The sequence below is a fragment of the Burkholderia sp. LMU1-1-1.1 genome (genome assembly GCF_040675865.1).
GTDB lineage: Bacteria > Pseudomonadota > Gammaproteobacteria > Burkholderiales > Burkholderiaceae_D > Rugamonas.
In genome coordinates, this window is sequence record NZ_JBEGHG010000034.1 from 381,051 (window position 1) to 404,355 (window position 23,305).

The window sequence follows — 23,305 nt, forward strand, 5'->3', positions numbered from 1 at the left end:
GCATGAAAAGTTGGAACGCTCGCCGAGCCCATGTATGGAAAGTTGGACGGCGGCCGCCTCAGGGTTCGCGCTCGGCGTACTCGATGCGGTTCCTGCCGTTTTCCTTGGCGCGGTAGAGCGCCTTGTCGGCCAGTTTGATCAGCGATTCGGGCGTGCAGCCGGCCAGCGGCCCGGCCACCACGCCGAAGCTGCAGGCGATGTCGATGGCGACGCCCTCGTCCACCACCACCGGCTCGGCGCAGATTTCCCGGTGCAGGTCGCGGATGCGCTGCTCGCCGCCGCCGGCGTACAGCCCGGGCAGCAGCACGATGAACTCCTCGCCGCCATAGCGGCCGACCGTGTCGGAGCCGCGCAGGCGGTCCGACAGGCGCCGCACGAACTCCTTGAGCACCGCGTCGCCGGCCAGATGGCCGTGGGTGTCGTTGATGCGCTTGAAATGGTCCAGGTCCAGCAGCACCACCATGAAACTGCCGCCGCTGCGCGCGGTGGTGGCGATTTGCTGGCCGATCATCTCCATGATCGCGACCCGGTTCCAGGCCTTGGTCAGGCCGTCCTTGAGGGAACGCATGCGGTGCTCCTCGCGCGAGGCCTCCAGCTCCATGGTCCGTTCGCGCACCAGCTGCTCCATCGCGGCGCTGCGCCTCAGGATGCCGCGCAGGCGCCAGCGGTACAGCAGCCAGGCCAAGGTCAGCGCCAGCAACGCGCAGGCTGAGTAGAACCAGCCGCTCCGCCACCAGGGCGGCATGATCGTCACCGGCAGCTCGATCGGCCCGGCCGCCGCCTGCAGCATGCTGTTCTCCGCGCTCACCTGCAGCACATAGCTGCCCGGCGCCAGCGCCGGATAGCGCAAGGCCGTCGAGTCGGTGACCGTCCAGGCGCTTTCCAGCCCCTTGAGCCGGTAGCGGTAACGCAGCGCCTCGTGGTTGCGGAACGACAGCACCGCCAACCTGATCTCGAGGGCGCCGCCGCTCCAGGCGATCATCTGCGCCTTGCTGACGCCCAGCGCATGGCCGTCGTAGTCCACCGCCTCGATCCTCAGCGCCAGCTCCTTTGGCGCGAACAAATCCTGCGGGTGCAAGATGTGCGAAGCGCCGCTGCTGGTGCCGATCCACATCGAACCGTCGGTGTCCTCGAAGATCGCGTACTGGTTGCTGTCGTTCCAAATCAGGCCGCTTTGCTGATTGAGCAGGCGCCAGGCCTTGCCGTTCCAGACGGCCACGCCGTCGTCGCTGCCGATCCACAGCCAATGGCGCCGGTCGACATGCATCGACATCACCGAGCGGCCCGCCATCGGCGTGGCCGCCAGCGGCAGCCGCTGCAAGGTCAGCGCGTCGGCCGCGTCGTCGGCCGGCCCGTGCCAGACGATGGGCTCGCGCTCGTCCGCCAGCCACAGATTGCCGGCGTCGCAAGAGAGCATGCTGAAGGTCGCCGGCAGTTTCGGCGCAGCCCAGCGACCGCCGGCCAGCCGCAGCACCTTGCCGCTGGCGAGAAACCACAAGGTGCCGTCGCCGGTCTGGCAGATGGCGCTCACGCCGATGTCGTCCCTTTGCTCGCCCAGCAGCGCGCGCAGCCCCTCGACCGGTTGCGGGGTCGACGAATGTTCCGGGTCGCGGATCACATACAGGCCGTTGTTGGTGGCGATCCACAGCCGGCCGGCGGCGTCGAAGAACAGGCGCAGGATCAACGGCAGCTTCGCCACATGGACGCCGCGCCCCGTGAGCCAGTCCTGGCGCACCAGCGCGCCGGAGAATGTGCCGCTCCACACATTGCCCGCGCGGTCGGTGGCGATCGAACCGATTTGATGGTCGGCGCCCTCGTAACCGCCCGCCGGCTGGCCGAAGCGCGCCTCGCCGGGCCGCTGGAGCGCCATGCCGCGCCCCGTTCCCAGATAGAGCGCGCCGTCGCCGGCCCGGTGGAACGACCAGATGTCGTCGCTGGGCAGGCCTTGCGCCGTGGTCCAGTTGGCGACGCTGCGATACCCCTGCCAGTGGGCCAGGCCCCGTCCCGCGAGCCCGAGCCACAGCTCGCCATCGCGGTCGGCGAAGATGGCGGAGATGCCGCCATCGGCCTTGAGCCCTTCCCTGGCACCATACTCGCGCCATTTGCCCGCCGCGCCGCGCAGCAGGCCGTAGTCGTTGTTCGACACCAGCGTCCCGTCGCTATCCTGGGCCATCGGAAAATACTGCCTGACTGTGGCCTGCGCCACACCGGGCGGCGCATGCGCCACCGCGCGCGCCGCGCCCGGCGCCAGCGACAGCATGTAGTCCTGGCTGCGCAGCCACATCTCGCCGTCCCTGGCGGCGAAGATGGCCCCCCACTTCGCCGGCGGCACGCCCTGTTGCGGACCGTAGCGGGTCAGGCCGTCCGCCCCGTAGCGGCATACCTGTTTTCCGCACCCCATCCACAGGGCGCCGTCCGGGCCGGCCGCGATGCTGAAGATCTGCCCCAGCTCCGGGTGGGCGCGCCGTTGCGCGTCGCTGAAATAATATCGGGATTGCCATTTTCCGGCCGTGGCGGCGGGCCGCACCTCCAACAGATCGCGCCTGCCCACCACCAGCACCGCATCGTCGCCGTTGCGGGCGAAGCGCTGTCCGGCCCACAGGACGATGGGCGCACCGTCCGGACCCGCGACCGCGACGCAGCCGTCGCGCCGCCACTCGCACAAGCCGGCGTCGGTGCCGACCCACAGGCGGCCGGCGGCATCGGTCGTCAGCGCGGTGATAAACGCCGCCGGCAGGCCATCGCGCTTGCCATAGCGGAGAAAGCGGGCGCCGTCGAAACGGAACAAGCCGTTCTCGGTGCCCACCCACAGATAGCCTGCGCCGTCCTGGGTGATGGTGGTGACGGCCTGATTGGCCAGGCCATCGGCCTGGCCGAAGTGGCGCAACGACATTTGCTCGGCGGTGGCGGGCACGCACAGCGCCCCGAAGGCCAGCCATGCCAGCAAAACAGCCGGCAACGCGCGCGCCTTCAACATCATTGACACAATCGCAGCGCCGTTCAAATGCCGCATCACCACCTCGTGCAGGTCTGGAAGACTCCAAGCATGCCACCGCCGCGCCGATCCGTCCAGCGCGCGGAGATTGGCCGTTGCGGCCGGGCGGCGTCACGTATAATCGAGCCGCGCCGCCGCCGATGTGACTTGCATCGCCTTCTCCACCCGGAACAACCTGACACTGCGACTTAAACCCTGATGCGATCCGTGCTTCATCCCGCGCGCGCCGTGGCGCTGGCCTTTCTGATGGTGATCGCCTTCGGCACGGCGCTGTTGATGCTGCCGTTCTCCCAGGCGGGCGGCCAGGGCGCGCCCTGGCTGGTCGCGTTGTTCACCTCCGTGTCCGCCGTCTGCGTGACCGGCATGACGATCGTCGACACCGGCACCTACTGGTCCGGCTTCGGCCAGGGCATCATCATGGCACTGTTCCAGTTCGGCGGCTTCGGCATGATGACCGCCGCCACCCTGCTTGGCCTGCTGGTCAACAGCTCTCCGCGCCTGCGCACCAAGCTAATCAGCCAGATGGAGACCCGCACGCTCGGCCTGGGCGACGTCACCAGCGTGGCGCGCCTGGTGCTGGTGGTCACGTTCGCGTCGGAGCTGCTGATCGCCACCCTGCTCACCCTGCGCATGCATTTCGCCTACGACCTGCCGTGGGCGCGGGCCGCGTGGAGCGGCGCCTTCCACGCCGTGTCGGCGTTCAGCAACGCCGGCTTCTCGATCCACGCCGACAGCGTCACGCGCTACGCCGGCGACGCGCTGATCCTGGCGCCACTGATGATCGCCATCGTCGCCGGCGGCATCGGCTTCCCGGTGCTGCACGACCTGCGCCTCAAGCTGCGCGACCCGCGCCACTGGTCGATGCACACCAAGCTCACACTGCTCGGCACCGCCGCGCTGCTGGCCCTGGGCTTTCTCGGCGTGCTGCTGTTCGAATGGCACAACCAGCGCACGCTCGGCGCCATGGGCCTGGGCGACAAGCTGCTGTCGGCGTCGTTCATGTCGGTGGCCGCGCGCACGGCCGGCTTCAACGCCGTCGACATCGCCGCGCTGACGCCGGAATCGTGGGCGCTGCACTACTTCCTGATGTTCGTCGGCGGCGGCAGCGCCAGCACCGCCGGCGGCGTCAAGGTCGGCACCATCGTCATCCTCGCGCTGCTGGTGATCGCCGAGGTGCGCGGCTTCCGCGACACCGAGGCCTTCGGCCGCCGTCTCGGCGCGTCGGCGCAGCGCCAGGCCATCACGGTCGTCGTCCTGGGCTGCGGCATGGTCGCCCTGGGCACCATGGTGCTGCTGCACGTCTCCGACTTCCCGACCGACCGGATTATTTTCGAGGTGGTGGCGGCGTTCGGCACCGCCGGCCTGTCGACCGGCATCACCCCGGCCCTGCCGCCGAGCGGCCAACTGACGCTGGCCCTGCTGATGTTCCTGGGCCGCGTCGGCACCGTCACGCTGGCGGCGTCGCTGGTACTTGGCGAACGCCGCCTGCCCTATCGTTATCCCGAGGAGCATCCAATTGTTGGGTAAAATTTTCACGGAACAGATCTCATTCCCGAACAGCGACAACATCGTCGTCGTCGGCCTTGGCCGTTTCGGCGGCGCGGTCGCCGAGGCGCTGATGCGCATGGGCCACGACGTCATGGGCATCGACCGCGACACGGAACTGGTGCAGCTGTGGGCCGACAAGCTGACCCACGCGGTGCAGGCCGATTCCACCAACGAGGACGTGATGCGCCAGCTGGGCGTGGCCGAGTTCTCGCACGCGATCGTCGGCATCGGTACCGACCTCGCGGCCAGCCTGATGTCGCTGATGGTGCTGACGGAGCTGGGCATCAAGGATATCTGGGTCAAGGCGCTGACGCCGGAGCACGGCCAGATCGCCAAACGCGTCGGCGCCCACCACATCGTCTATCCGGAGGCCGACATGGGCGCGCGCGTGGCGCACCTGATCACCGGCCGCATGATGGACTATATCGAATTCGACGACGGCTTCGCCATCGCCAAGATCCGCGCGCCGGACATGACGCACGATATGACCCTGGCGCAGTCGCACGTGCGCGAGAAATTCGGCGTCACGGTGGTCGGCGTCAAGCGCCCCGGCGAGGATTTCCAGCACGCCCTGCCCGACACCCGCGTGCTGCCGGCCGACATCCTGATCGTTTCCGGCGCCACGCGCAAGATCGAGCAATTCGCCAGCAGCGGGCGGAAACGCTAAGGCAAGCGCTGGCGGCGTCCGATAGGATTTTTTGTAACTGAAAGGTTTCACAATCGTAAAAGCTATCGATTTCATATAAATAATTGATTTTGACAATTGTGTCGCAGACGGTAATGTTTGCTTTCACATCATCAAAAGGGAGATACCCATGAAATCGACTCAGCTCGTCCGCCGTCTGGCCGCGTTGGCCTTGACGGCAGCGGCCGGCATCGGCGGCGCCGCCGCCCAGACCGCCACCCCCGCCACCGTCATGACCCGCGACAACGGCGCCCCCATCGGCGACAACCAGAATTCCCAGACGGCCGGCCCCAACGGCCCGGTCCTGCTGCAGGATGTCCAGCTGATTCAGAAACTGCAGCGTTTCGACCGCGAGCGCCAGCCCGAGCGCGTGGTGCACGCGCGCGGCACCGGCGCCCACGGCGTCTTCGTCGCCAGCAAGGACATCTCCAACCTGACGCGCGCGGCCGTGTTCAAGCCGGGCGAGGAAACGCCGGTGTTCGTGCGCTTCTCCAGCGTCATCCACGGCAACCACTCTCCCGAAACGCTGCGCGACCCGCGCGGCTTCGCCACCAAGTTCTACAGCAAGGAAGGCAACTGGGACCTGGTCGGCAACAACCTGCCGGTGTTCTTCATCCGCGACGCCATCAAGTTCCCGGACATGGTGCATTCGCTCAAGCCGTCGCCGGACACCAACGTGCAAGACCCGAACCGCTTCTTCGATTTCTTCTCGCACCAGCCGGAATCGACCCACATGCTGACCCGCGTGTACTCCGACCAGGGCACGCCGGCCAGCTACCGCGAAATGGACGGCAACAGCGTGCACGCGTATAAATTCGTCAACGCCAAGGGCCAGGTCAACTACGTCAAGTTCCACTGGAAGTCGCTGCAGGGCGAAAAAACGCTGACCGCCAAGGAGGCGTCGGAGATCCAGGGCCGCGACTTCAACCACATGACGGGCGACTTGATCGCCGCCATCAAGGAAGGCCGCTTCCCGAAATGGGATCTGTACGTGCAGGTCATGACGCCCGAGCAGCTGGCCAAGCTGGACTTCAACGGGCTTGACGCCACCAAGATCTGGCCGACCAGCGTGCCGGAGACCAAAATCGGCACCATGACCCTGAACCGCAATCCGGACAACGTCTTCCTGGAGACGGAGCAATCGGCGATGGCGCCGTCGAACCTGGTGCCGGGCATCGAAGCGTCGGAAGACCGCATGCTGCAGGGCCGCCTGTTCTCGTACGCCGACACGCAGCTGCACCGCCTGGGCGCCAACGGCCTGCAACTACCGATCAACCGTCCGGTGACCGCCGCCGCCAACTACAACCAGGACGGCGCGGCCAACAGCGGCGCGCGCAAGGGTGAGGTCAACTACCAGCCCAGCGCGCACGCGCCGCTGGCCGACAACGCCGAATACAAGTCCAGCCAACTGCCGCTGAGCGGCACGACGCAGCAGGCGCGCATCGCCAAGACGCGCAACTTCACGCAGGCGGGGGATTTCTACCGCTCGCTGAACGCGCAGCAGCAGGCCAATCTGGTCAGCAATCTGGCGGGGGATTTGGGTCAGGTGAAGGATGACAACGTCAAGTACACGATGCTGTCGCACTTCCAGAAGGCCGACGCCAACTACGGCCGCGCGCTGGCGGTGGCGGTGAAAGCCGATCCGGCCAAGGTGCAGCAACTGGCGGCGAAGTTGGTTGATTAATCTCGGGGGCCGCCACGCGTTATCGGCGGCCCAATGACGTGGAAACACCATGAGAACGCCATGGAAACACGTAGGGCGGATTAGCGAAGCGTAATCGGCCATGCGTGCGTCGCGTTGGCGCACGCATGGCCGATTACGGCGTTCCACCTAATCCGCCCTGCGTGTCGCTGTCACTGCGCCGCCTCGAACGCCCCCAAATCCGGCGCCGCCCCCTTGAACGGCAACCCCACATCAACCCCCTTGCCGATCAAATCGCTGGTCGCGCGCAGATGATAACTGCGTAACACCGGCAAACTGCCGTCCGCCTGCCTCGGCGCGTCCCAACCCGTGGCCGACACATCCTCGAAATCCCCATCGCCGATCTGCACCGGCAACGTCCACGAATTATTCGCCATATCCAGCCCGGCCGTATTCGACGTCGCGGTCCCCTTGTACGCCAGGTTGTTGCGCAGGTTCCCGAAATTCACCGCCGAACCATCCGGCGCGATCCCCAGCATGTTGTAGTTCACCCCGTTGCTGAACGCCGTATTGTTGAAGAAGTCAATCGCCAGCGGATGGTGGTTGGCATAGAAACCAGCCGCCTTGTTGGCGAACGCCACCGAAAACCGCACCGTGTGCTTGACCCCGTTGGCCACGTACGCGCCGCCATAGCCGCCCGCCTTGATACCGTTGCCGTTGCCCGCCGCCAGCGGCGTGGTCGTCCCCGGCAAATAGCCATGCTGCCAGGCCCACGAATTTTCAATCGTCACCGGCGAGAACGCGTTGATCAGATCGAAGCCGTCATCGGTGTTCATCCACGCGCGGCACCCCCGGAACACATTGCCCGGCTGGTTGGCCTTGATGTGCGCGCCGAAGCCGTCGGCGCTCTGCCCGGCCCCGTTCGACGTGTACGGATCGTAGTTGTGATGCGAGTCGCTGTTGAGCACCAGGTTGTTCGAACCGTTCTGGATGAACAACCCCGGGCCCATGTTGTGATGCAGGTTGAGCAGCTCGAAGACATTGTGGCTGCCGTTGTTCCACACGCCCCACGACTCGTGGTTCAGCCGGTTGCCCGGCTGCTGCGGCGCGCCGGTCACCTCCAGCCCCTTCAGGTGGACCCAACTTGCCGTGACGTTGAAGCCCTTGACGCGGCAATCATCCTTCATCTCGGAAAAATCAAACACCGGGGTTTCACCCGGATACGCCCAGTAGCGGATCGGCTGGCCGGCGGTGCCGCTCTTGTTGAGCGTGATGGCGTTGACGATGGCCGTGCGGCTGGCGCAGACCTCGACGCCGGCCGTATAGGCATACCTGCCTCCACGGAAGTAGACGGTGTCGCCGGCCTGGGCCTGGGTCTGCGCATGCGCGATCGAGGCCCACGGCGCCGCTTGCGTGCCGGCGGCGTTGTCGCTGCCACCGGGGGCGACGTAATAGTTGGTAGCGAACGCCGGCGCGGCGGCGAACGAGAGGAACAGAAGCGCGCTGAGAGGAGTTTTCATCGCTCCTATTGTAGAGAGAGCGGGCGCATTCTTACCACACCGAACGGAAAAATCATCAAACTGATCGGCTTTGCCGCCCGGTCAATCGGACAAATCCCCGGCGCCCTCACACGTCCCCGCACCGCTCCACTCCATCCACCCGCCGTCATACACGCTGATACGCGGCCAGCCCATCAACCAGGCATAGAAAAACGCCAGCGACGCGCGCCAGCCCGTGCCGCAATAAAACCCGATCCGCAAACCCTCGACTATGCCCTGCTCCCGCCATTGCAGCGCGATCTCGGCGGCAGGCTTCATGCGGCCATCGGCAAGATGGTAAGCGCTCATACTGTTCACATCGCCGTCGGCCCCGGCCCGTCCCCAGCGCGCACCGGGGATATCCCCGCGCGCCGCGATGTAGCTGTAGCCGGAGACCTTGCCAAGAAACTCCGCCTCGCTGCGGATGCTGACCAGCGCGCCATCGGCCGTGGACAGCAACGCGCGCGCCTGGCGCGTGCCGATCAAGTATTCGGGATGGGCGGGGAACGCGGCGCCGAATTCCGCGACCGCGTGGCCGGCCAGCAAATGGACCGGGCCTCGCGCGCAGGCGTACCCGCCGGCCTCCCACGCCGCGAAACCGCCGTCGAGCAGCCGCACATCCTCGACCCCGGCATATAACAGCAGGTGCGCCAGCCGCGCCGCCGCCAGATTGTTGCGGCCATACAGGATGACGGTGGTGTCGTGACGTATCCCCCGCGCCAACAGCAGGCCGAGCACCACGTCGTCGGCGCGCTTGTTCCAGAACGGCTCGGCTTCGAACGCGCGGGTGTCGATGTAGGAAGCGCCGGGAATGTGCGCGTGCTCGAACAGCGTCGCGCAACCACAGCCGACCTCGAGCAGACGCCAACCGGGCGAGGGCGGCGCCTCCACTTCCCCGCCGGCCGCCAGCGCCGCCAGCCACCCAGGCGCGACCAGCTGGCGCCAGCGTACCAGGTCGGCTCGAAACCGCTCGACGGCCTTCATATCCCGCATATCCCGATGTCCAAAAACGCCTGCCGGCGCGAAGCGCGTCATTTTACGCCCAACCGCGCTCGGCGGGCGATATGGCGCCCGTCCTGGCCGGTCCGTTAGATAGCGCACCCAACCGTGCTATTGGCCGGTGCTACAATCGATTTTCCCTTTTACGCCATGCGGCATGGCAGCGCCGAAACAAAGGCAACCCACCATGCGAACCACTAGCCACTATCACTTTTCCCGCGGACGCCATGTCGGCCGCGCCGGCCCGTCCGCGACGAACGGCGCGCGGGCGTCCGGCGAGCCGGTCCCGCGCGCACCAACGGTGCTGGTCGTCGATGACCAGCGCGACCTGGCCGATATGGCCGAAATGCTGCTGAGCGCGAACGGAATGGCGGTCCGGGTGGCCTATTCGGCGGAGGAGGCGCTGGCCACTCTGCGTGCCGACCCGACCATCGACGCCGTCTTCTCGGATATCGCCATGCCCGGGATGGACGGCCTGCAATTGGCCGGCATCGTCGAAACCAACTACCCGCACGTCAAGATCATACTGACCTCGGGTTACACCGACCCGGCCTTGCTGGATACCCGCCGGGATTCCGCGATGTTCATCACCAAGCCCTACAACATCGGCCAGGTCATCGACATGTTGCGCGGATAGCCCGGCTATCGCCCCGGACCGGTGGCGCCGGGTTCCCGTCTGTCACGGGCAGCCGCCCCTACCGCGCGCGCGACCGCGTGCCGCGCAGATCGAGCGTCCTGGGCAGACGCACCGTGAAGACCGTGCCGTGCGATGTGCCCGACTCGACGCCGATCGTGCCGCCATGGGCGACCGTGATTTCGCGGGCGATGAACAGACCGAGGCCGAGACTGGTGTTCATCGGGCCTTTTTGCTCGCTGGAGACGGAGAGCTGCACCAACGGATCGAAAATCGCGCGCAACGACTCCTGTGCGATTTCGCGTCCGAAATTTGTGACCGTCACGGTCACCTCGGTCTTTCCCCATGCGCCGCCAGCGTCACCGGCTTTTTACCGCTGCGGTATTGCGCGGCGTTGTTGAGCAAGTTGGAGAACACCTGGGACAGCCGTGGCGCGTCGAAATCGCCGATCATGTCACCCTCGCAGCGCAACAGGAACTCGCAGTCGGGATGGGCCGCCGTCGCCTCCTCGACGGCGAATTGGCAGATGTCCTGCAGGTCCGCCAGGCTGGGCGACACAGGCATTTTGCCGCCGAGCTCGGTTCGGGCGTATTCGAGCAAATCGTTGACCATGGTCGTCATCGCCACCGCGCTGCGCTTGACCCGGACGCCGATCTGGGCGGTGCGCTCGGTGCCCTCGCCCGGCCGCGTGAGGAAGACGCCCGCCATGGACATCGTGGCGAGCGGCGTGCGCAGGTCGTGTCCGAGGATGGCGAGAAAGGTGTCGCGCGCGCGGTCGGTTTTTTGGGCGTACTGGACCGCCGATTCCTGCAACGCCTGATCTATGCCTTCGTGAAACGCCGACAAATCCTCCGCAGTCGCCTTGGTGACCGACCTGACCGTCGGCATCCACAGCCGCAGCACGCTCGCGCGCAGGGCCCGGTACTCCGCCGTCAGTTGCGGCAGCGTGAATCCGCCCGATTGCCGCGCCGCGCCGTGCGCGGCCGCCGCCGTCTCCGGGCCCTTCGAGACCGAGGCCTGCCCCACCGACTTGTCGCGTTTTTGCTTCGGCGTTTCGGCCGAATCCAGTCCGGCCGCGATGGTCAACAAAATTTCACGCGCGTGGTCTTTTAGCTCGACAACAGAATTTCCCAGCGAAGCCGGCTCGAGGGTACGGGCGAAAGCGACGAACTCCGCCACGATCTCGTCCATGTGCGCGGTGATAAAGGCAGCTAATTTCATAAAAACCCCGGTCTGGCTTGTGCGTCGGGAACACCATACACCAAATTGAGCAAAGTCAATGTTCCGTTCCAGCCCCGCCGCGTCGGGTGCGCACAAACAAAAACACCGCCTGCGAAGGCGGTGTCCATGGAAGCGGCGTTGTCGCCGTCGCGCTAGCGCGCTCGTCCGCGGAAGACCAGGTTGGCGATCGCCAGCAGCACGACCGCGCCGAGGAACGATACGCCCAGCGAACCCAGGCTGAAGTCGCCATCATTGATCGTTCCGGTACCGAGCAACGGCGCGATGACCAGGCCGCCGAGGAAAGCGCCGACAATGCCGACGATGACATTCAAGAAGATACCTTGTTGGGCATCCGTGTTCATGACTTTGCTCGCAATCCAACCCAGCAGACCGCCTACGATAATCCATCCTAAAAAGTTCATTTTCTTCTCCCTGAGACTATGTAGTTAAACCCCGCGCCGCGCGGTCAAACAATCGCGACCACTGCATTCTACGGCCAGCTCAGCCGTCCCTTGTCAGCACACGGCTGCTGATGACGTAGGACTAGAGCGCATCCTGATCAGGAGTCACCCGCCGGCGTTGCGCGTGGCCGCGCTGATCTGCGCCAGCGGCACCTTGGGACTGCGGTCGGCGTTCAGCAAGCCGTTGGTTTCCTGGAAGGTGTCGGCGAACTGCGTGTAGCAAAAACCGCTGAACATCACCGTCTCGTTGACCACCTTGAGCAAGGCGCGATAGCGGTTCAGATACGTCTCGGCGTCGCCGACGCGCGAATAGCCCCAGGTGTGGTGCGCCGGCGCGTTCGGATCGAAGGCGATGCCGCCGAACTCGGTCAGCACGATCGGCTGGCCCCGGTGCGGGAAGCCGTCCAGGGTCAGTATCCGCCCGCCCGGACGGCGCTGGTCGAACAGGGTGCGCACCGGATCGGTCACGGCGTAGCGCTGCTGCAGCTTGTCCGGATCGGCGTCGTAGTCGTGGATGCCCAGGATGTCGGTGGCCGACGCCTCCCAGCCGTCGTTGCCGATCACCGGCCGCGTGGCGTCGAGCATGCGCGTCATGTGGTACAGCGCCTCTACGGCGTTGCGGTGCGCCTGGGTCGACGTCAGGTTCGGCACGCCCCACGATTCGTTGAACGGCACCCACACGATCACGCACGGATGGCTGTAGTCGCGCTCGATCGCCTCGGTCCACTCCTTGATCAGCCGCGTCATCGCGCGCGGACTGAAGGCGTAGGCCGACGGCATCTCCTCCCACACCAGCAGCCCGAGCCGGTCGGCCCAGTACAGGTAGCGCGGGTCCTCGATCTTCTGGTGCTTGCGCACGCCGTTGAAGCCCATCTCCTTGGCCAGCTCGACGTCGCGGCGCAGCGCGTCGTCGGACGGCGCCGTCATCAGCGAGTCGGGCCAGTAGCCCTGGTCGAGCACCAGCCGCAGCGGGTACGGCCGGCCGTTGAGCATGAAGCGGTCGCGGTTGATCGCCACCGAGCGCAGCGCCGTGTACGAGCGCACCGTGTCGAGCACCTCGTCGCCGCAATACAAGGTCAGCTCCGCGTCGAGCAAGGTCGGGCGCTCCGGGCTCCACAGCAGGTCGTTGCGCGAATCGTCGATGCCCGGGTCCGACAGCACGATCTTGCGGTTGGCCGCCCGCCCCACCAGCAGGTAGCGGTCGGCGGCCAGCAGCACGCCGTTGTGCAGCAGCCGCACCGACACCGCCAGGTTGTCGCGGATGTCGCCGCCGGCGAGCACCTCGCACCCCATCTCGAAGCCGTCGAACACCGGCGTCCAGCGCAGCGAGCCGATATAGGTCGCCGGCAGCGACTCGACCCACACCGTCTGCCAGATGCCGGTGGTGCGCGGATACCAGATCGAGTGCGGCTCGGGCTGCCAGTCCTGCTTGCCGCGCGGCTTGGCCAGGTCGCTCGGATCGTCCTCGACATGCACGGTGATAGTCTGGGTCGCGCCCTCCGCCAGCGCGTCGGTGATGTCGGCGTGGAACGGCGTGTGGCCGCCCTCGTGCTCGGCCACCAGCACGCCGTTGACCCAGACGCGCGCGTGATAATCGACCGCGCCGAAATGCAGCATCGTGCGCGCGCCACGCTGGTCCAGGTCGAACGTGCGCCGGTACCAGCAGGCCATGTGGAACGATTCGTCGCCGATGCCGCTGGCCTTGGCCTCCGGCGCGAACGGCACGACGATGCGCGCGCTCCAGTCGATCGGATCACCCGGATGGCTGAAGCGCTGCTCGTGGTCGAAGGCGAACTCCCACTCGCCGTTCAGGGACTGCCACGCGTCGCGTACCAGCTGCGGTCTCGGATATTCGAACTGGCTCATGCGCTTCCTTTTCATCGATGCCGCGACAATCGCGCGGCGAAAAATCATGCTAGCAATCTTAGCCGCGCCACGCATTCCAATTTCAATTGGAAAAGCGAATTCATCGTTAAATAGCCGCGAAAGTGCGACTAATTTACAACTGCTTTTCCTAGCGGAATTGAAAAGAAAAAACACCCGATCATTGCTACGATTGTCTACACATTATTTCTATCGCGATAGCACGTCGATCGCGCGGTGACCAGCCAATCCAACTATTAACGACCCGCGAGGGCACAGGGAGAACTTCATGAAAACCATCGTCGTCTTTTGTCATCTGCGCTGGGACTTCGTCTATCAGCGCCCGCAACAACTCCTGTCGCGCCTTGCACAACATTACAAAATCGCCTTTGTCGAGGAGCCGGTTTTCCATGATGGCGAAAGCTTCCTGCACAGCTCCACGCCGGCGCCCAACGTCACCGTCTACCGCCCGCACACGCCGGTGCAGGCGCCCGGTTTCCACGACGACCAGATTCCGCTGCTGCAGCCGCTGCTGGCCGGGATCGGCCGCGACGACGACGCCCCCATCGTCTGGTTCTACACGCCGATGGCGCTGCCGCTGCTGCCGCCGCTGCACGCGGGCCTGGTGGTCTACGATTGCATGGACGAGCTGTCGGCGTTCAAGAATCCGCCCAAGCAACTGCTGCAGCGCGAGACCGCGCTGCTCAAGATCGCCGACCTCGTGTTCACGGGCGGCCCCAGCCTGTACGAGGCCAAGCGCGGCCGGCACGACAACGCCCACTGCTTCTCCAGCAGCGTGGACGCCGCGCACTTCCGCCAAGCGCTCGACCGTGGCAACGGCCATCCGCTGCACGCCGGTATCCCGGGTCCACGCATGGGCTACTACGGCGTCATCGACGAACGCTTCGACACCGAGCTGATCGCCGCAATGGCCGACGCCCACCCGGAGTGGCAACTGGTGCTGGTCGGGCCGGTGGTCAAGATCGATCCGGCCGCGCTGCCGCGACGTGAAAACATCCACTACCTGGGCCAGCAGTCGTACGACGCGCTGCCGCAATTCCTGGCCGGCTGGGACGTGTGCCTGCTGCCATTCGCGCTCAACGAGGCGACCCGCTACATCAGCCCGACCAAGGTGCTGGAATACATGGCGGCCGAACTGCCGGCCGTCAGCACCGCCATCAAGGACGTGGAAGACCCATACGGCGACATCGTCTGGGTGGCGCACAGCCACCGGGAATTCATCGAGTCCTGCGAGGCCGCGCTGGCGATGACGCCGGTGCTGCGCTCGGCGCTGGCCGCCAAGATGCGCGCCGTGGTCGACAACACCTCGTGGGAGGCGACCGCCGACGCCATGCGCGCCCTGCTGGTCGACACGCCGCCGTCCGGCAAGGGCGCCAAGCTGACCCAGCAGGACGGCGCGCGCGCCACCTCCGCCGAGGTGGCCGCCGGCGGCGCCGTCGTCAATCCGATGCGCCAGGCGTCGGCCGCGCAGCGCACCGGCTGCCTGATCATCGGCGCCGGCCCGACCGGATTATCGGCCGCCTACCACCTCGGCGCCGACACCGTGCTGCTCGAGCGTAACGCCACGGTCGGCGGCTGGTGCCGCTCGATCCAGGACCAGGGCTTCACCTTCGACTACGCCGGTCACATCATGTTTTCCAACGACCCATACGTCCTCAAGCTGTACGACATTCTGCTGGGCGACAACCAGCACTGGCAGATGCGCGAGGCCTGGGTCTACAGCAAGCAGGTGTTCACCCGCTATCCGTTCCAGGGCGCGTTGTACGGCTTGCCGCCGGCCGTCATCAAGGAGTGCATCGTCGGCGCCATCGAATCGCGCTACGGCCTGGCCGACAAGGCGGAAAGCTGCGCCACCGCCGGTGTCGAGGATTGCTGCGCCGACGGCACCGCCGATGTCGCCAACAGCAGCGCCAGCGCGATGTCGACCGCCGCCAAGGGCGAGGACTTCGAGCACTTCATCTACCGCGTCTGGGGAGCCGGCATCGCGCGCCACTTCGCCATCCCGTACAACAAGAAATTGTGGACGGTGCCGCTGAACGAAATGGAAACCTCGTGGCTGGGCGGACGGGTGCCGCTGCCGGACCTGAACCAGATCATCGAAGGCGCGCTGGAACCGGTCGCCAAGCCGATGGGGCCGAACGCCCGCTTCGGCTACCCCAAGCGCGGCGGCTTCCAGGCGCTGGTGTCGGGCTTCCTGCCGCACATACGCGGCAAGATCGAACTCAACGCGGACGCGGTGTGCATCCTGCCGGACGAGCATACGGTGGTGATGGCCGACGGCCGGCGGCTGCAATACGAACAGCTGATCAGCACGATGCCGCTGCCGGAACTGGTGCGGCTGATCGGCAACGCGGCGCCGCCGGAGGTGCGGCGGGCGGCGGAGGGATTGCGGCATATCTCCATCCGCTGCGTGAACATCGGCATCGCGCGCACCGACGTCACCGACAAGCACTGGATCTACTATCCGGAGGACAGCATCTTCCATCGGATTTTCGTGCAGGGCAACGCCAGTCCGGAATGCAACGCTCCCGGGGGCTTCGGGTTCACCTGCGAGATTTCGTATTCGCCGTGGAAGCCGTTGCCGCTGGATGGCCAGGAGCTGATCGAACGCTGCATCGCCGATTGCATCAAGGTCGGCATGATGCGCGAGGATGACCGGGTCGTCACGGCCAACCAGGTCGACATGCCTTATGCGTATGTGGTGTACGACCATGCCCGCGCCGGGAATGTGGCGACGGTGCGCGCGTGGATGGAGCTGCACGATATCGTGCTGGCGGGACGCTATAGCGAGTGGGAGTACTACAACTCGGACCACGCCTTCCTGGCCGGGAAAAAGGCGGCGGAGCGGGTGGAGGCGAACCGCGGCGAAAGCGCGAAAACCGCCGGGTCGTGACGGCCGGCCACCGCATTTGATTAACCACGCAGACACGTAGGGCGGATTAGCGCCGCGTCATCGGCCATGTATGCGCCGCCCCATACATGGCCGATGACGCTGCGCTGCTCCGCCCGACGTGCTCCGATGTGCAAACCAGCAATGTAAGCTCTGTCTTACACCAACACAGGGGCAACACCCCTTGGGCGCGCGCCCTGTGGCAGGGATAATCTACCGACAATATAGACGAGCTTGATGCCGTCTCACTTTTTCGGAAGAACACCATGTCCCCACTCGCCCATACACTGCCAGACAACATCGCCAGCCCCTGCCATCACAGCGCCACACCCGTCGCCAGCGCCGTCTACCGCGCGCTGTCGCCCGGCGTTCCTGTCGGCAATGACCGCGCGATGGCCCGCACCTTCCTGGAACAACAGCTACAGCAAGCGCGCCTGCTGAGCTCCGACCTGCCCGACGACACGGCGGACATGGAAACCTGGATCACCGAACGTTCGGAAGCGATCGGCGCCGAATACAACGCCTACCTCAAGCAACGCCGCGACGGCGCCCCGCGCCGCTACTTCACCACCAAGGCCCACGCGCTGTTCTTCCTCAAACACGTCGCCCCGACCAAGCTGGTCGACGGCGCCTGGTTGTACGGGGTGCTGGAACGCTGGGACGATCCCGACTTCCGCCCGCTGATCCAGACCTACCTGGAAGAACTGGGCGACGGCGTGCCGGATAAAAACCACGTCGTGCTCTACAAAAAACTGCTGGCCAGCCACGGCTGCGACCAATGGCAGGACGTCGAGGAAACCCACTTCGTCCAGGGCGCGATCCAGCTCGCGCTGGCCTACGACGCCGAACACTTCCTCCCGGAGATCATCGGCTACAACCTCGGCTACGAGCAGCTACCGCTGCACCTGCTGATCACCGCCTACGAGTTGAACGAGCTCGGCATCGATCCCTACTACTTCACCTTGCACATCACCGTCGACAACGGCGGCACCGGCCACGCCTTCAAGGCGGTGCAGGCGCTGCAACAATTGCTGCCACGCTGCGGCGACGCCGCCGCCTTCCTGCGCCGCGTGCAGGAAGGCTACCGCCTCAACGACCTTGGCGCCAGCACCAACTCGGTCATCGCCGAGTTCGATCTGGAGGCTGAACTGGTGCACATCCTGGCGGCGAAAAGCGTGGTCGGCAAGAACATGCACTCCGACTACTGCCGCGTCGGCGGCCGGGGAATCAACGACTGGCTGTCCGATCCGCGACAGATTCCCGCCATGCTGGGCGAACTGGAAAAGGCCGGCTGGATACAGCGCGGCCAACCGGCCGACAACAGCCGCTTCTGGCGCCTGATCCAAAGCGAGCGCGCCGAGATGTTCGGCGTCTTCAGCGCCTACGAACAACAGATCCTGGCCGACTGGATCGCCACCGTGCCCGGCGAGGCGGCCGCGCCGGCAGCACGCACGCCGAGCTTCCGCGCCCGCCAGCGCGCGCTCGACACGCTGGGCCTGCACCACAGCCCGCGCAGCGGCGCCGCGCGCGGCATCATCCGCCACCATGCGGCCCACGCCGCCGATGGCGGCGCCAATGACGAGGGCGCCATCGGCGACCTGCGTCAACTGGAACTGCAAGTGGCGGCCATGGGCAACAAGCAAGCGGCGATGCGGCTGCTGCAATCGCTGATGACGCCGGCGCGCCACCACAGCGCCGTCGGCCTGATGGCGACGCGCCTGTTCCGCCAGTTGATCGATTGATGGCGACCGGCGACGGCCCGATGGACGGCGCGACGGGCACGCTGATGATCATCGGCGGCGGCGAAGACCGCACCGACAACAAGGAAATCCTGGCCCGCTTCGTCGCGCTGGCCGGCGGCGCCGCGCGCCCGCTGGTGGTGCTGACCGCCGCCAGCAAGATCCCCGAGCGGGTGTGGGAGATGTACCGGGTGGCGCTGGCCGACCTGGGCGCCGGCAATGTGCGCCACGTCCCCATCGCCGACCGGGGCGACGCCGACGACGCGGCGCTGGCCGACATCGTCGCCGGCGCCAGCGGCATCTTCATGACCGGCGGCGATCAAAAACGCCTGGTCGCCTGCATCGGCGGCACCCGGGTCGAGCAAGCGATGCGCGCCGCCTTCCACGGACGCGGCGCCTGCATCGCCGGCACCAGCGCGGGCGCCTCCGCCATGTGCACCCACATGCTGGCCGAGGGCAAGGCCGAGCTGGCGCCGGAAAAAGGCGCGGTCCGCCTCGGCGCCGGGCTCGGTTTCGTGCACCGGGTGGTGATCGACCAGCACTTTTCGCAGCGCCACCGCATCCACCGGTTGCTCAGCGTGGTCGCGCAAACGCCGTTCCTGATCGGCGCCGGCATCGACGAGGATACCGCCCTGATCGTCCACGGCCGCTCCGGCATCGAGGTGATCGGCGAAGGCATGGTCACCGTGCTCGATTGCCGCAACGCCCGCTCCAACATCGCCGACCTGCCGGCCGGCGCCGTGCCGACCCTGGTCGGGGTCGCCCTGCACCTGCTGCCGTCGGGCGCGGCGTTCGCGGCCGGCCCCGATCTGCCGGCCGGGACGCCGCGCGCGCCGCCCGAGCTGGCCGATTTCCTCAATTTCCTCGCCGACCGGAACAACGCCCCATGAACATCGTCGAACAACACGTGCTGCGCGGCCCCAACCCGTACTCGCCGCATCCCTGCCTGCTGAGCGTGCTGGACTTGCCGCCACCGGCGGACGCGGCCGCCGGCGGTTTCGACGGCTTCGCGCAGCGCCTGGCGGCCCTGCTCCCCGGCTTGCGGGAACACCTGCGCGCCGCCGGCGGAGGCGGCGGCCCGGCGCTGGCGCCGGGCGACGCCGCCGGGCTGGCGCGTGTGGTCGGCGACGTCACCATGGCGCTGCAACGCCAGGCCGGCACGCCGGCCGGCTTCGTGCATACCGAACCCGTGCCGGGCGCCGCCGGCCGATACCGCGTGGTTTGCGCCTACGAGATCGAGCCGGTGGCCATCGACGCCGTCGAGCTGGCGCTGGCACTGGTGGACGGCCTGCTTGCCGGCGACCCGGGCCGGCCGCCGCCCGGGCTCCGCCTGGCCGACGGCCTGGATGCGCTGCGCGCCACGGCGCAACGGCGGGCCATCGGCACCAGCACCGGCGCCATCCTGCGCGCCGCCCGGGCCCAGGGCATCCCGGCCGCGCGCATCACCGCCGAGGCCAATATGTTCGTGCTGGGCTGGGGTGCGCGCCAGAAGCGGCTGCGGGCCAGCATCACCGGCGACACCGGCCATGTCGCCGTCGGCATCGCCGCCGACAAGGAACTGACCAAGACGCTGCTGCAGGAGGCCGGGGTGCCGGTCCCCGAGGGCGTGACGGCGCGCTCGCTCGACCAAGCCCTGCGCGCCGCCCGGCAGCTGGGCGGGCTGGTGACCGTCAAGCCGCTCGACGGCAACCATGGCCGGGGCGTCACCACCCGCTGCGGCAACGACGACGAGGTCGCGCTGGCGTTCGAGCGCGCCCGCGAGCACGGCCGCACCATCATCGTCGAGCGCTACATCAGCGGCGACGACTACCGCGTGCTGGTCGCCGGCGGCCGGGTCGTCGCCGCCGCGCTGCGCCGCCCCGCCGCCGTGACCGGCGACGGCGTCTCGACGGTGCGTGAACTGGTCGCGCTGGAAAACCGGAACCCCGCGCGCGGCGAAGGCCACAGCAATATCCTGACCCGCATCCCGCTCGACGGCCATGCCGACACCGCGCTGGCCGAGCAGGATTTGCAGGCCGACAGCATCCCCGCGCGCGGACGGCGCGTGGTCCTGCGCGGCAACGCCAACCTGTCGAGCGGCGGTACCGCCGAGGACGTGACCGACCGGCTGCCGCCGCACACGCTGGCGGTGTGCGCGCGCGCGGTGCGCAAGATCGGCCTCGACGTCGCCGGCATCGACCTGGTGTGCCAGGACATCGGCGTGCCGCTGGACGGCAGCAACGGCGCGGTGATCGAGATCAACGCCGCGCCGGGACTGCGCATGCACGAATACCCGAGCGCGGGCACGCCGCGCGACGCCGGCGCGGCCATCGTCAAGTCGATGTTCGGCGACGGCGACGGCCGCATCCCGGTGGTCGCCGTCGCCGGCGCCACCGGCGGCAGCGCCACCACCCTGATTATCGACCACGCGCTGCGCCGCGCCGGCATCGCCACAGGTTGCGCCAGCGGCGAGGGCGTGTTCATCGATGGCGCCGCCGTCGGCGCCGGCGACGGCGACCGCGGCGCGCGCGCGGTGCTGGCGGCGCCGGAAGTGGCGTTTGCCGTGCTGGAAACGCCGCATCGCGCCATCGTGCTGCATGGCCTGGCGTTCGACCGTTGCGACGTCGCCGTGCTGCTCGATCGCGGCGGCGAGCCGGGCGGCGTCGACGGCCTCGCCACGCCGGCGGAGCTGGCGCGCGCCGACGCGGTGGTCGCGCGCACGGCCACGCGCGCGGTCGTGCTCGACGCCGGGGGCGCCCGCCGCGCCGAGCTCGGCGCCAGCGTCGACGCCCAGGTCGAGGTGGTCTATTTCGGCGGCGACGCCTCGCACCCGGCGCTGCGCGGGCATCTGGAGCGCGGCGGCCGCGCCGCCTTCGCCGAGGACGGCGCCCTGGTGCTGGCCGACGGCAAATCGCGCCGGCCCCTGTTGCGCTGGGCGGAGACGGCGCGCGCGCCGGACGACGACGCGCGCCGCGCGATCGCCCACGTGCTGGCGGCCGCCGCCGCGCTGATGGCGAGCGGCCTGCAACCGGACGCGATCGCCGAAGGCTTGTGCCCGTTCATGTCGGCCGCGCGGCTACTTGACGTGGGCCGCGTTGAGAATCTTGATCAGGTCGCTGAGCCGGTAAGGCTTGGGGATCAGGTCGAAGGTGTCGAGCTCGGGACTCTGGTCCTGCAGGCTTGACCTGGTGTAGCCCGAGGCCAGGATCACCTTCACATTGGGAAACTCGCGGCGCGTGATCGTCGCCAGCTCGATGCCGCCGATGCCGGGCATCACGACGTCGGTGAACAGGATGGCGATGTCATGGTTGCCGCGCAGCGTCGCCAGCGCCTCGACGCCGTTATTGGCCGACAAGACCTCATAGCCGAGGTGGCTGAACAGCGCCACCGCCGTCTCCAGCACGTCCGGCTGGTCGTCGACCAGCAGCACCTTCTCCGACTTGCTGTGCCCGTTCCCGGCGTGCGCGCCGTCGGCGTCGGCGACGGCCGGGAAGTACAACGCGACGGTCGTGCCCCCGCCCACGACCGACGTGATCGCCAAGTCGCCCTGGCATTGCTGCGCCAGCCCGTACACCTGGCTCAGCCCCAAGCCGGTGCCCTTGCCGACCGGCTTGGTCGTAAAGAACGGCTCGACGGCGCGCGCCAGCGTCTCCGGCGCCATGCCGGTGCCCGAGTCCGTGACGGCCACCCTGACATAGCTGCCGGCCGCCAACTGCCCGACCTCCCCGGCGGCCAGCAGCACCATGTCGACCGCGACGGTCACCTCGCCATGCTCGGGGATGGCGTCGCGCGCGTTGACGACCAGGTTGAGCAGCGCCGCCTCGAACTGGGTCGGATCGATCAGCACGGTGGGCAGTTCCGGCGCCAGCTGCATGCGCAGCCGCACCCGGCTCGGCACGGCGCGGTGCAGCACCGCGTCGAACGAGCGGATCACGCGGCCGATGTCATGCGCCTCGCGCCGCAGCGGCTGTTGCCGCGCGAACGCCAACAGTTGCTGGGTCAACGAGGCGCCGCGCTGGGCGGCGCGCTCCATCGCGTCCATGGCGCGGCTCTGGACGGTGCGGTCGGCCATGGTGCGCAGGATGTCGAGCCCGTTCATGACGACGTTGAGCAGATTGTTGAAGTCGTGGGCGATGCCGCCGGTGAGCTTGCCGATCGCCTCCAGCTTCTGCGATTGCAGCAGCGATTCGCGCGTGCGTTCGAGCTGCTCGGCGGCCAGCCTGCGCTCGGTGATGTCGCGCGTCACCTTGGCGAAGCCGAGCAGCTTGCCGTTGGCGCCGTGGATGGGATCGATCACCACGTTGGCCCAGAAGCGCGTGCCGTCCTTGCGCACGCGCCGGCCCTCGCGCTCGAACCGGCCCTCCTTCAGCGCGGTGGCCAGCGCCACGGCCGGCGCCTCGGCGGCCTGGTCCTCGGGGGTGTAGAACATCGCGAAACTCTTGCCGATCACCTCCTCGGCCTGATAGCCCTTGATGCGCCGCGCGCCCTCGTTCCAGTTGGTCACCATGCCCTCCGGCGACAACATGTAGATCGCGTAATCGGTCACCCCCTGCACCAGCAGCCGGAAGCGCTCCTCGCTGGCGTGCAGTTCCTCCTGCGCGGCCCGCTGCGCGGTGATGTCGCGCGTGATCTTGGTGAAGCCGAGCAGCTCGCCGGCATCGTCCCAGATCGGATCGAGCACCACGCTGGCCCAGAAGCGCGTGCCGTCCTTGCGCACGCGCCAGCCCTCGTCCTCGAACCTGCCGGTGGTCCTGGCCTGCTCCAGCACCCAGGCCGGCCGGCCGCGCGCCTGTTCCTCGGCCGTGTAGAACACCGAAAAATGGCGGCCGACGATCTCGTCCTCGCGATAGCCCTTGAAACGCTGGGCGCCGGCGTTCCAGGTGATCACCACGCCCTCGGGCGAGAGCGTGTAGATCGCGTAATCGGTGACACTGACGATGAAATGGCGAAAGCGCTCGGCTTCGATCGCCTGGGCGGTCAACGGGTTTTCTTGCTGCATGATGCTTCCTCGTGACACGAAACAGTCGTGTAATCTCACCCCGAATTCTAAATGAGCTACCGGGAAACGTTACTGAACAGGTTGTCAATCG

At 67.3% G+C, this 23,305-nt stretch carries 16 protein-coding genes; 8 read left to right on the forward strand and 8 right to left on the reverse strand.

The window, feature by feature from the left end; translation table 11 throughout:
- Positions 1-58: 58 nt before the first annotated feature.
- Positions 59-2,980, reverse strand: coding sequence for a ligand-binding sensor domain-containing diguanylate cyclase (locus MRBLMU1_RS23055; protein WP_363506324.1), 2,922 nt, complete (start codon positions 2,978-2,980; stop codon positions 59-61).
- Positions 2,981-3,193: 213 nt separating this feature from the next.
- Here MRBLMU1_RS23055 and MRBLMU1_RS23060 point away from each other — a divergent pair, with 213 nt between their 5' ends.
- From MRBLMU1_RS23060 to MRBLMU1_RS23070, 3 genes are all read left to right on the forward strand, one after another.
- On the forward strand, positions 3,194-4,522 hold the full coding sequence (locus MRBLMU1_RS23060; protein ID WP_363506328.1) for a TrkH family potassium uptake protein: 1,329 nt from the start codon (positions 3,194-3,196) through the stop codon (positions 4,520-4,522).
- Positions 4,512-5,210 carry a potassium channel family protein gene (locus tag MRBLMU1_RS23065; RefSeq protein ID WP_363506331.1) on the forward strand — a complete coding sequence of 233 codons (699 nt, stop codon included), beginning with the start codon at positions 4,512-4,514 and terminating at the stop codon, positions 5,208-5,210. The genes MRBLMU1_RS23060 and MRBLMU1_RS23065 overlap by 11 nt, the downstream gene beginning before the upstream one ends.
- Before the next feature lie 148 nt (positions 5,211-5,358).
- Positions 5,359-6,912, forward strand: a complete 1,554-nt coding sequence (locus tag MRBLMU1_RS23070) for a catalase (protein ID WP_414646109.1) — start codon at positions 5,359-5,361, stop codon at positions 6,910-6,912.
- 170 nt (positions 6,913-7,082) lie between these two features.
- Here the strand turns inward: MRBLMU1_RS23070 and MRBLMU1_RS23075 are convergent, their stop codons facing one another.
- Both MRBLMU1_RS23075 and MRBLMU1_RS23080 read right to left on the reverse strand, forming a co-directional pair.
- Positions 7,083-8,390, reverse strand: coding sequence for a right-handed parallel beta-helix repeat-containing protein (locus tag MRBLMU1_RS23075; RefSeq protein ID WP_363506334.1), 1,308 nt, complete (start codon positions 8,388-8,390; stop codon positions 7,083-7,085).
- A gap of 81 nt (positions 8,391-8,471) precedes the next feature.
- The gene (locus MRBLMU1_RS23080) at positions 8,472-9,401 is read right to left on the reverse strand and encodes a sulfurtransferase (protein ID WP_363506337.1); all 930 of its coding nucleotides are present in this window, start codon (positions 9,399-9,401) and stop codon (positions 8,472-8,474) included.
- 193 nt (positions 9,402-9,594) lie between these two features.
- Here MRBLMU1_RS23080 and MRBLMU1_RS23085 point away from each other — a divergent pair, with 193 nt between their 5' ends.
- On the forward strand, positions 9,595-10,044 hold the full coding sequence (locus MRBLMU1_RS23085) for a response regulator (RefSeq protein ID WP_363506340.1): 450 nt from the start codon (positions 9,595-9,597) through the stop codon (positions 10,042-10,044).
- Between the two features lie 58 nt (positions 10,045-10,102).
- Here MRBLMU1_RS23085 and MRBLMU1_RS23090 read toward each other — a convergent pair whose 3' ends face one another.
- From MRBLMU1_RS23090 to MRBLMU1_RS23105, 4 genes are all read right to left on the reverse strand, one after another.
- The gene (locus MRBLMU1_RS23090; protein ID WP_363506343.1) at positions 10,103-10,366 is read right to left on the reverse strand and encodes a sensor histidine kinase; all 264 of its coding nucleotides are present in this window, start codon (positions 10,364-10,366) and stop codon (positions 10,103-10,105) included.
- 2 nt (positions 10,367-10,368) lie between these two features.
- Positions 10,369-11,262, reverse strand: coding sequence for a sensor histidine kinase (locus MRBLMU1_RS23095; RefSeq protein WP_363506346.1), 894 nt, complete (start codon positions 11,260-11,262; stop codon positions 10,369-10,371).
- A gap of 152 nt (positions 11,263-11,414) precedes the next feature.
- Positions 11,415-11,684 (reverse strand): GlsB/YeaQ/YmgE family stress response membrane protein, encoded by a 270-nt coding sequence (locus MRBLMU1_RS23100; protein ID WP_315212530.1) that lies wholly within the window; start codon positions 11,682-11,684, stop codon positions 11,415-11,417.
- A 144-nt stretch (positions 11,685-11,828) separates the two neighbouring features.
- Positions 11,829-13,589, reverse strand: coding sequence for a glycoside hydrolase family 2 protein (locus MRBLMU1_RS23105; RefSeq protein ID WP_363506349.1), 1,761 nt, complete (start codon positions 13,587-13,589; stop codon positions 11,829-11,831).
- A 286-nt stretch (positions 13,590-13,875) separates the two neighbouring features.
- On the opposite strand from MRBLMU1_RS23105, the gene MRBLMU1_RS23110 reads away from it, so the two are divergent.
- The 4 genes from MRBLMU1_RS23110 to MRBLMU1_RS23125 all read left to right on the forward strand — a co-directional run bounded on the left by MRBLMU1_RS23110 (position 13,876) and on the right by MRBLMU1_RS23125 (position 21,399).
- Positions 13,876-16,500 (forward strand): NAD(P)-binding protein, encoded by a 2,625-nt coding sequence (locus tag MRBLMU1_RS23110; RefSeq protein ID WP_363506352.1) that lies wholly within the window; start codon positions 13,876-13,878, stop codon positions 16,498-16,500.
- Positions 16,501-16,763: 263 nt separating this feature from the next.
- A complete protein-coding gene (locus tag MRBLMU1_RS23115) occupies positions 16,764-18,239 on the forward strand; it encodes an iron-containing redox enzyme family protein (protein ID WP_363506355.1) in 1,476 nt (491 codons plus the stop codon).
- On the forward strand, positions 18,239-19,126 hold the full coding sequence (locus MRBLMU1_RS23120; RefSeq protein WP_363506358.1) for a cyanophycinase: 888 nt from the start codon (positions 18,239-18,241) through the stop codon (positions 19,124-19,126). The genes MRBLMU1_RS23115 and MRBLMU1_RS23120 overlap by 1 nt, the downstream gene beginning before the upstream one ends.
- Entirely contained in the window at positions 19,123-21,399 is a 2,277-nt protein-coding gene (locus tag MRBLMU1_RS23125; protein WP_363506361.1) for a cyanophycin synthetase family protein, read from the forward strand. Before MRBLMU1_RS23120 ends, MRBLMU1_RS23125 begins: the two co-directional genes overlap by 4 nt.
- Here MRBLMU1_RS23125 and MRBLMU1_RS23130 read toward each other — a convergent pair.
- Positions 21,292-23,214: a hybrid sensor histidine kinase/response regulator gene (locus MRBLMU1_RS23130; RefSeq protein ID WP_363506363.1), complete on the reverse strand. Its 1,923-nt coding sequence runs from the start codon at positions 23,212-23,214 to the stop codon at positions 21,292-21,294. The two genes, MRBLMU1_RS23125 and MRBLMU1_RS23130, sit on opposite strands and share 108 nt — an antisense overlap.
- Positions 23,215-23,305: the final 91 nt, after the last annotated feature.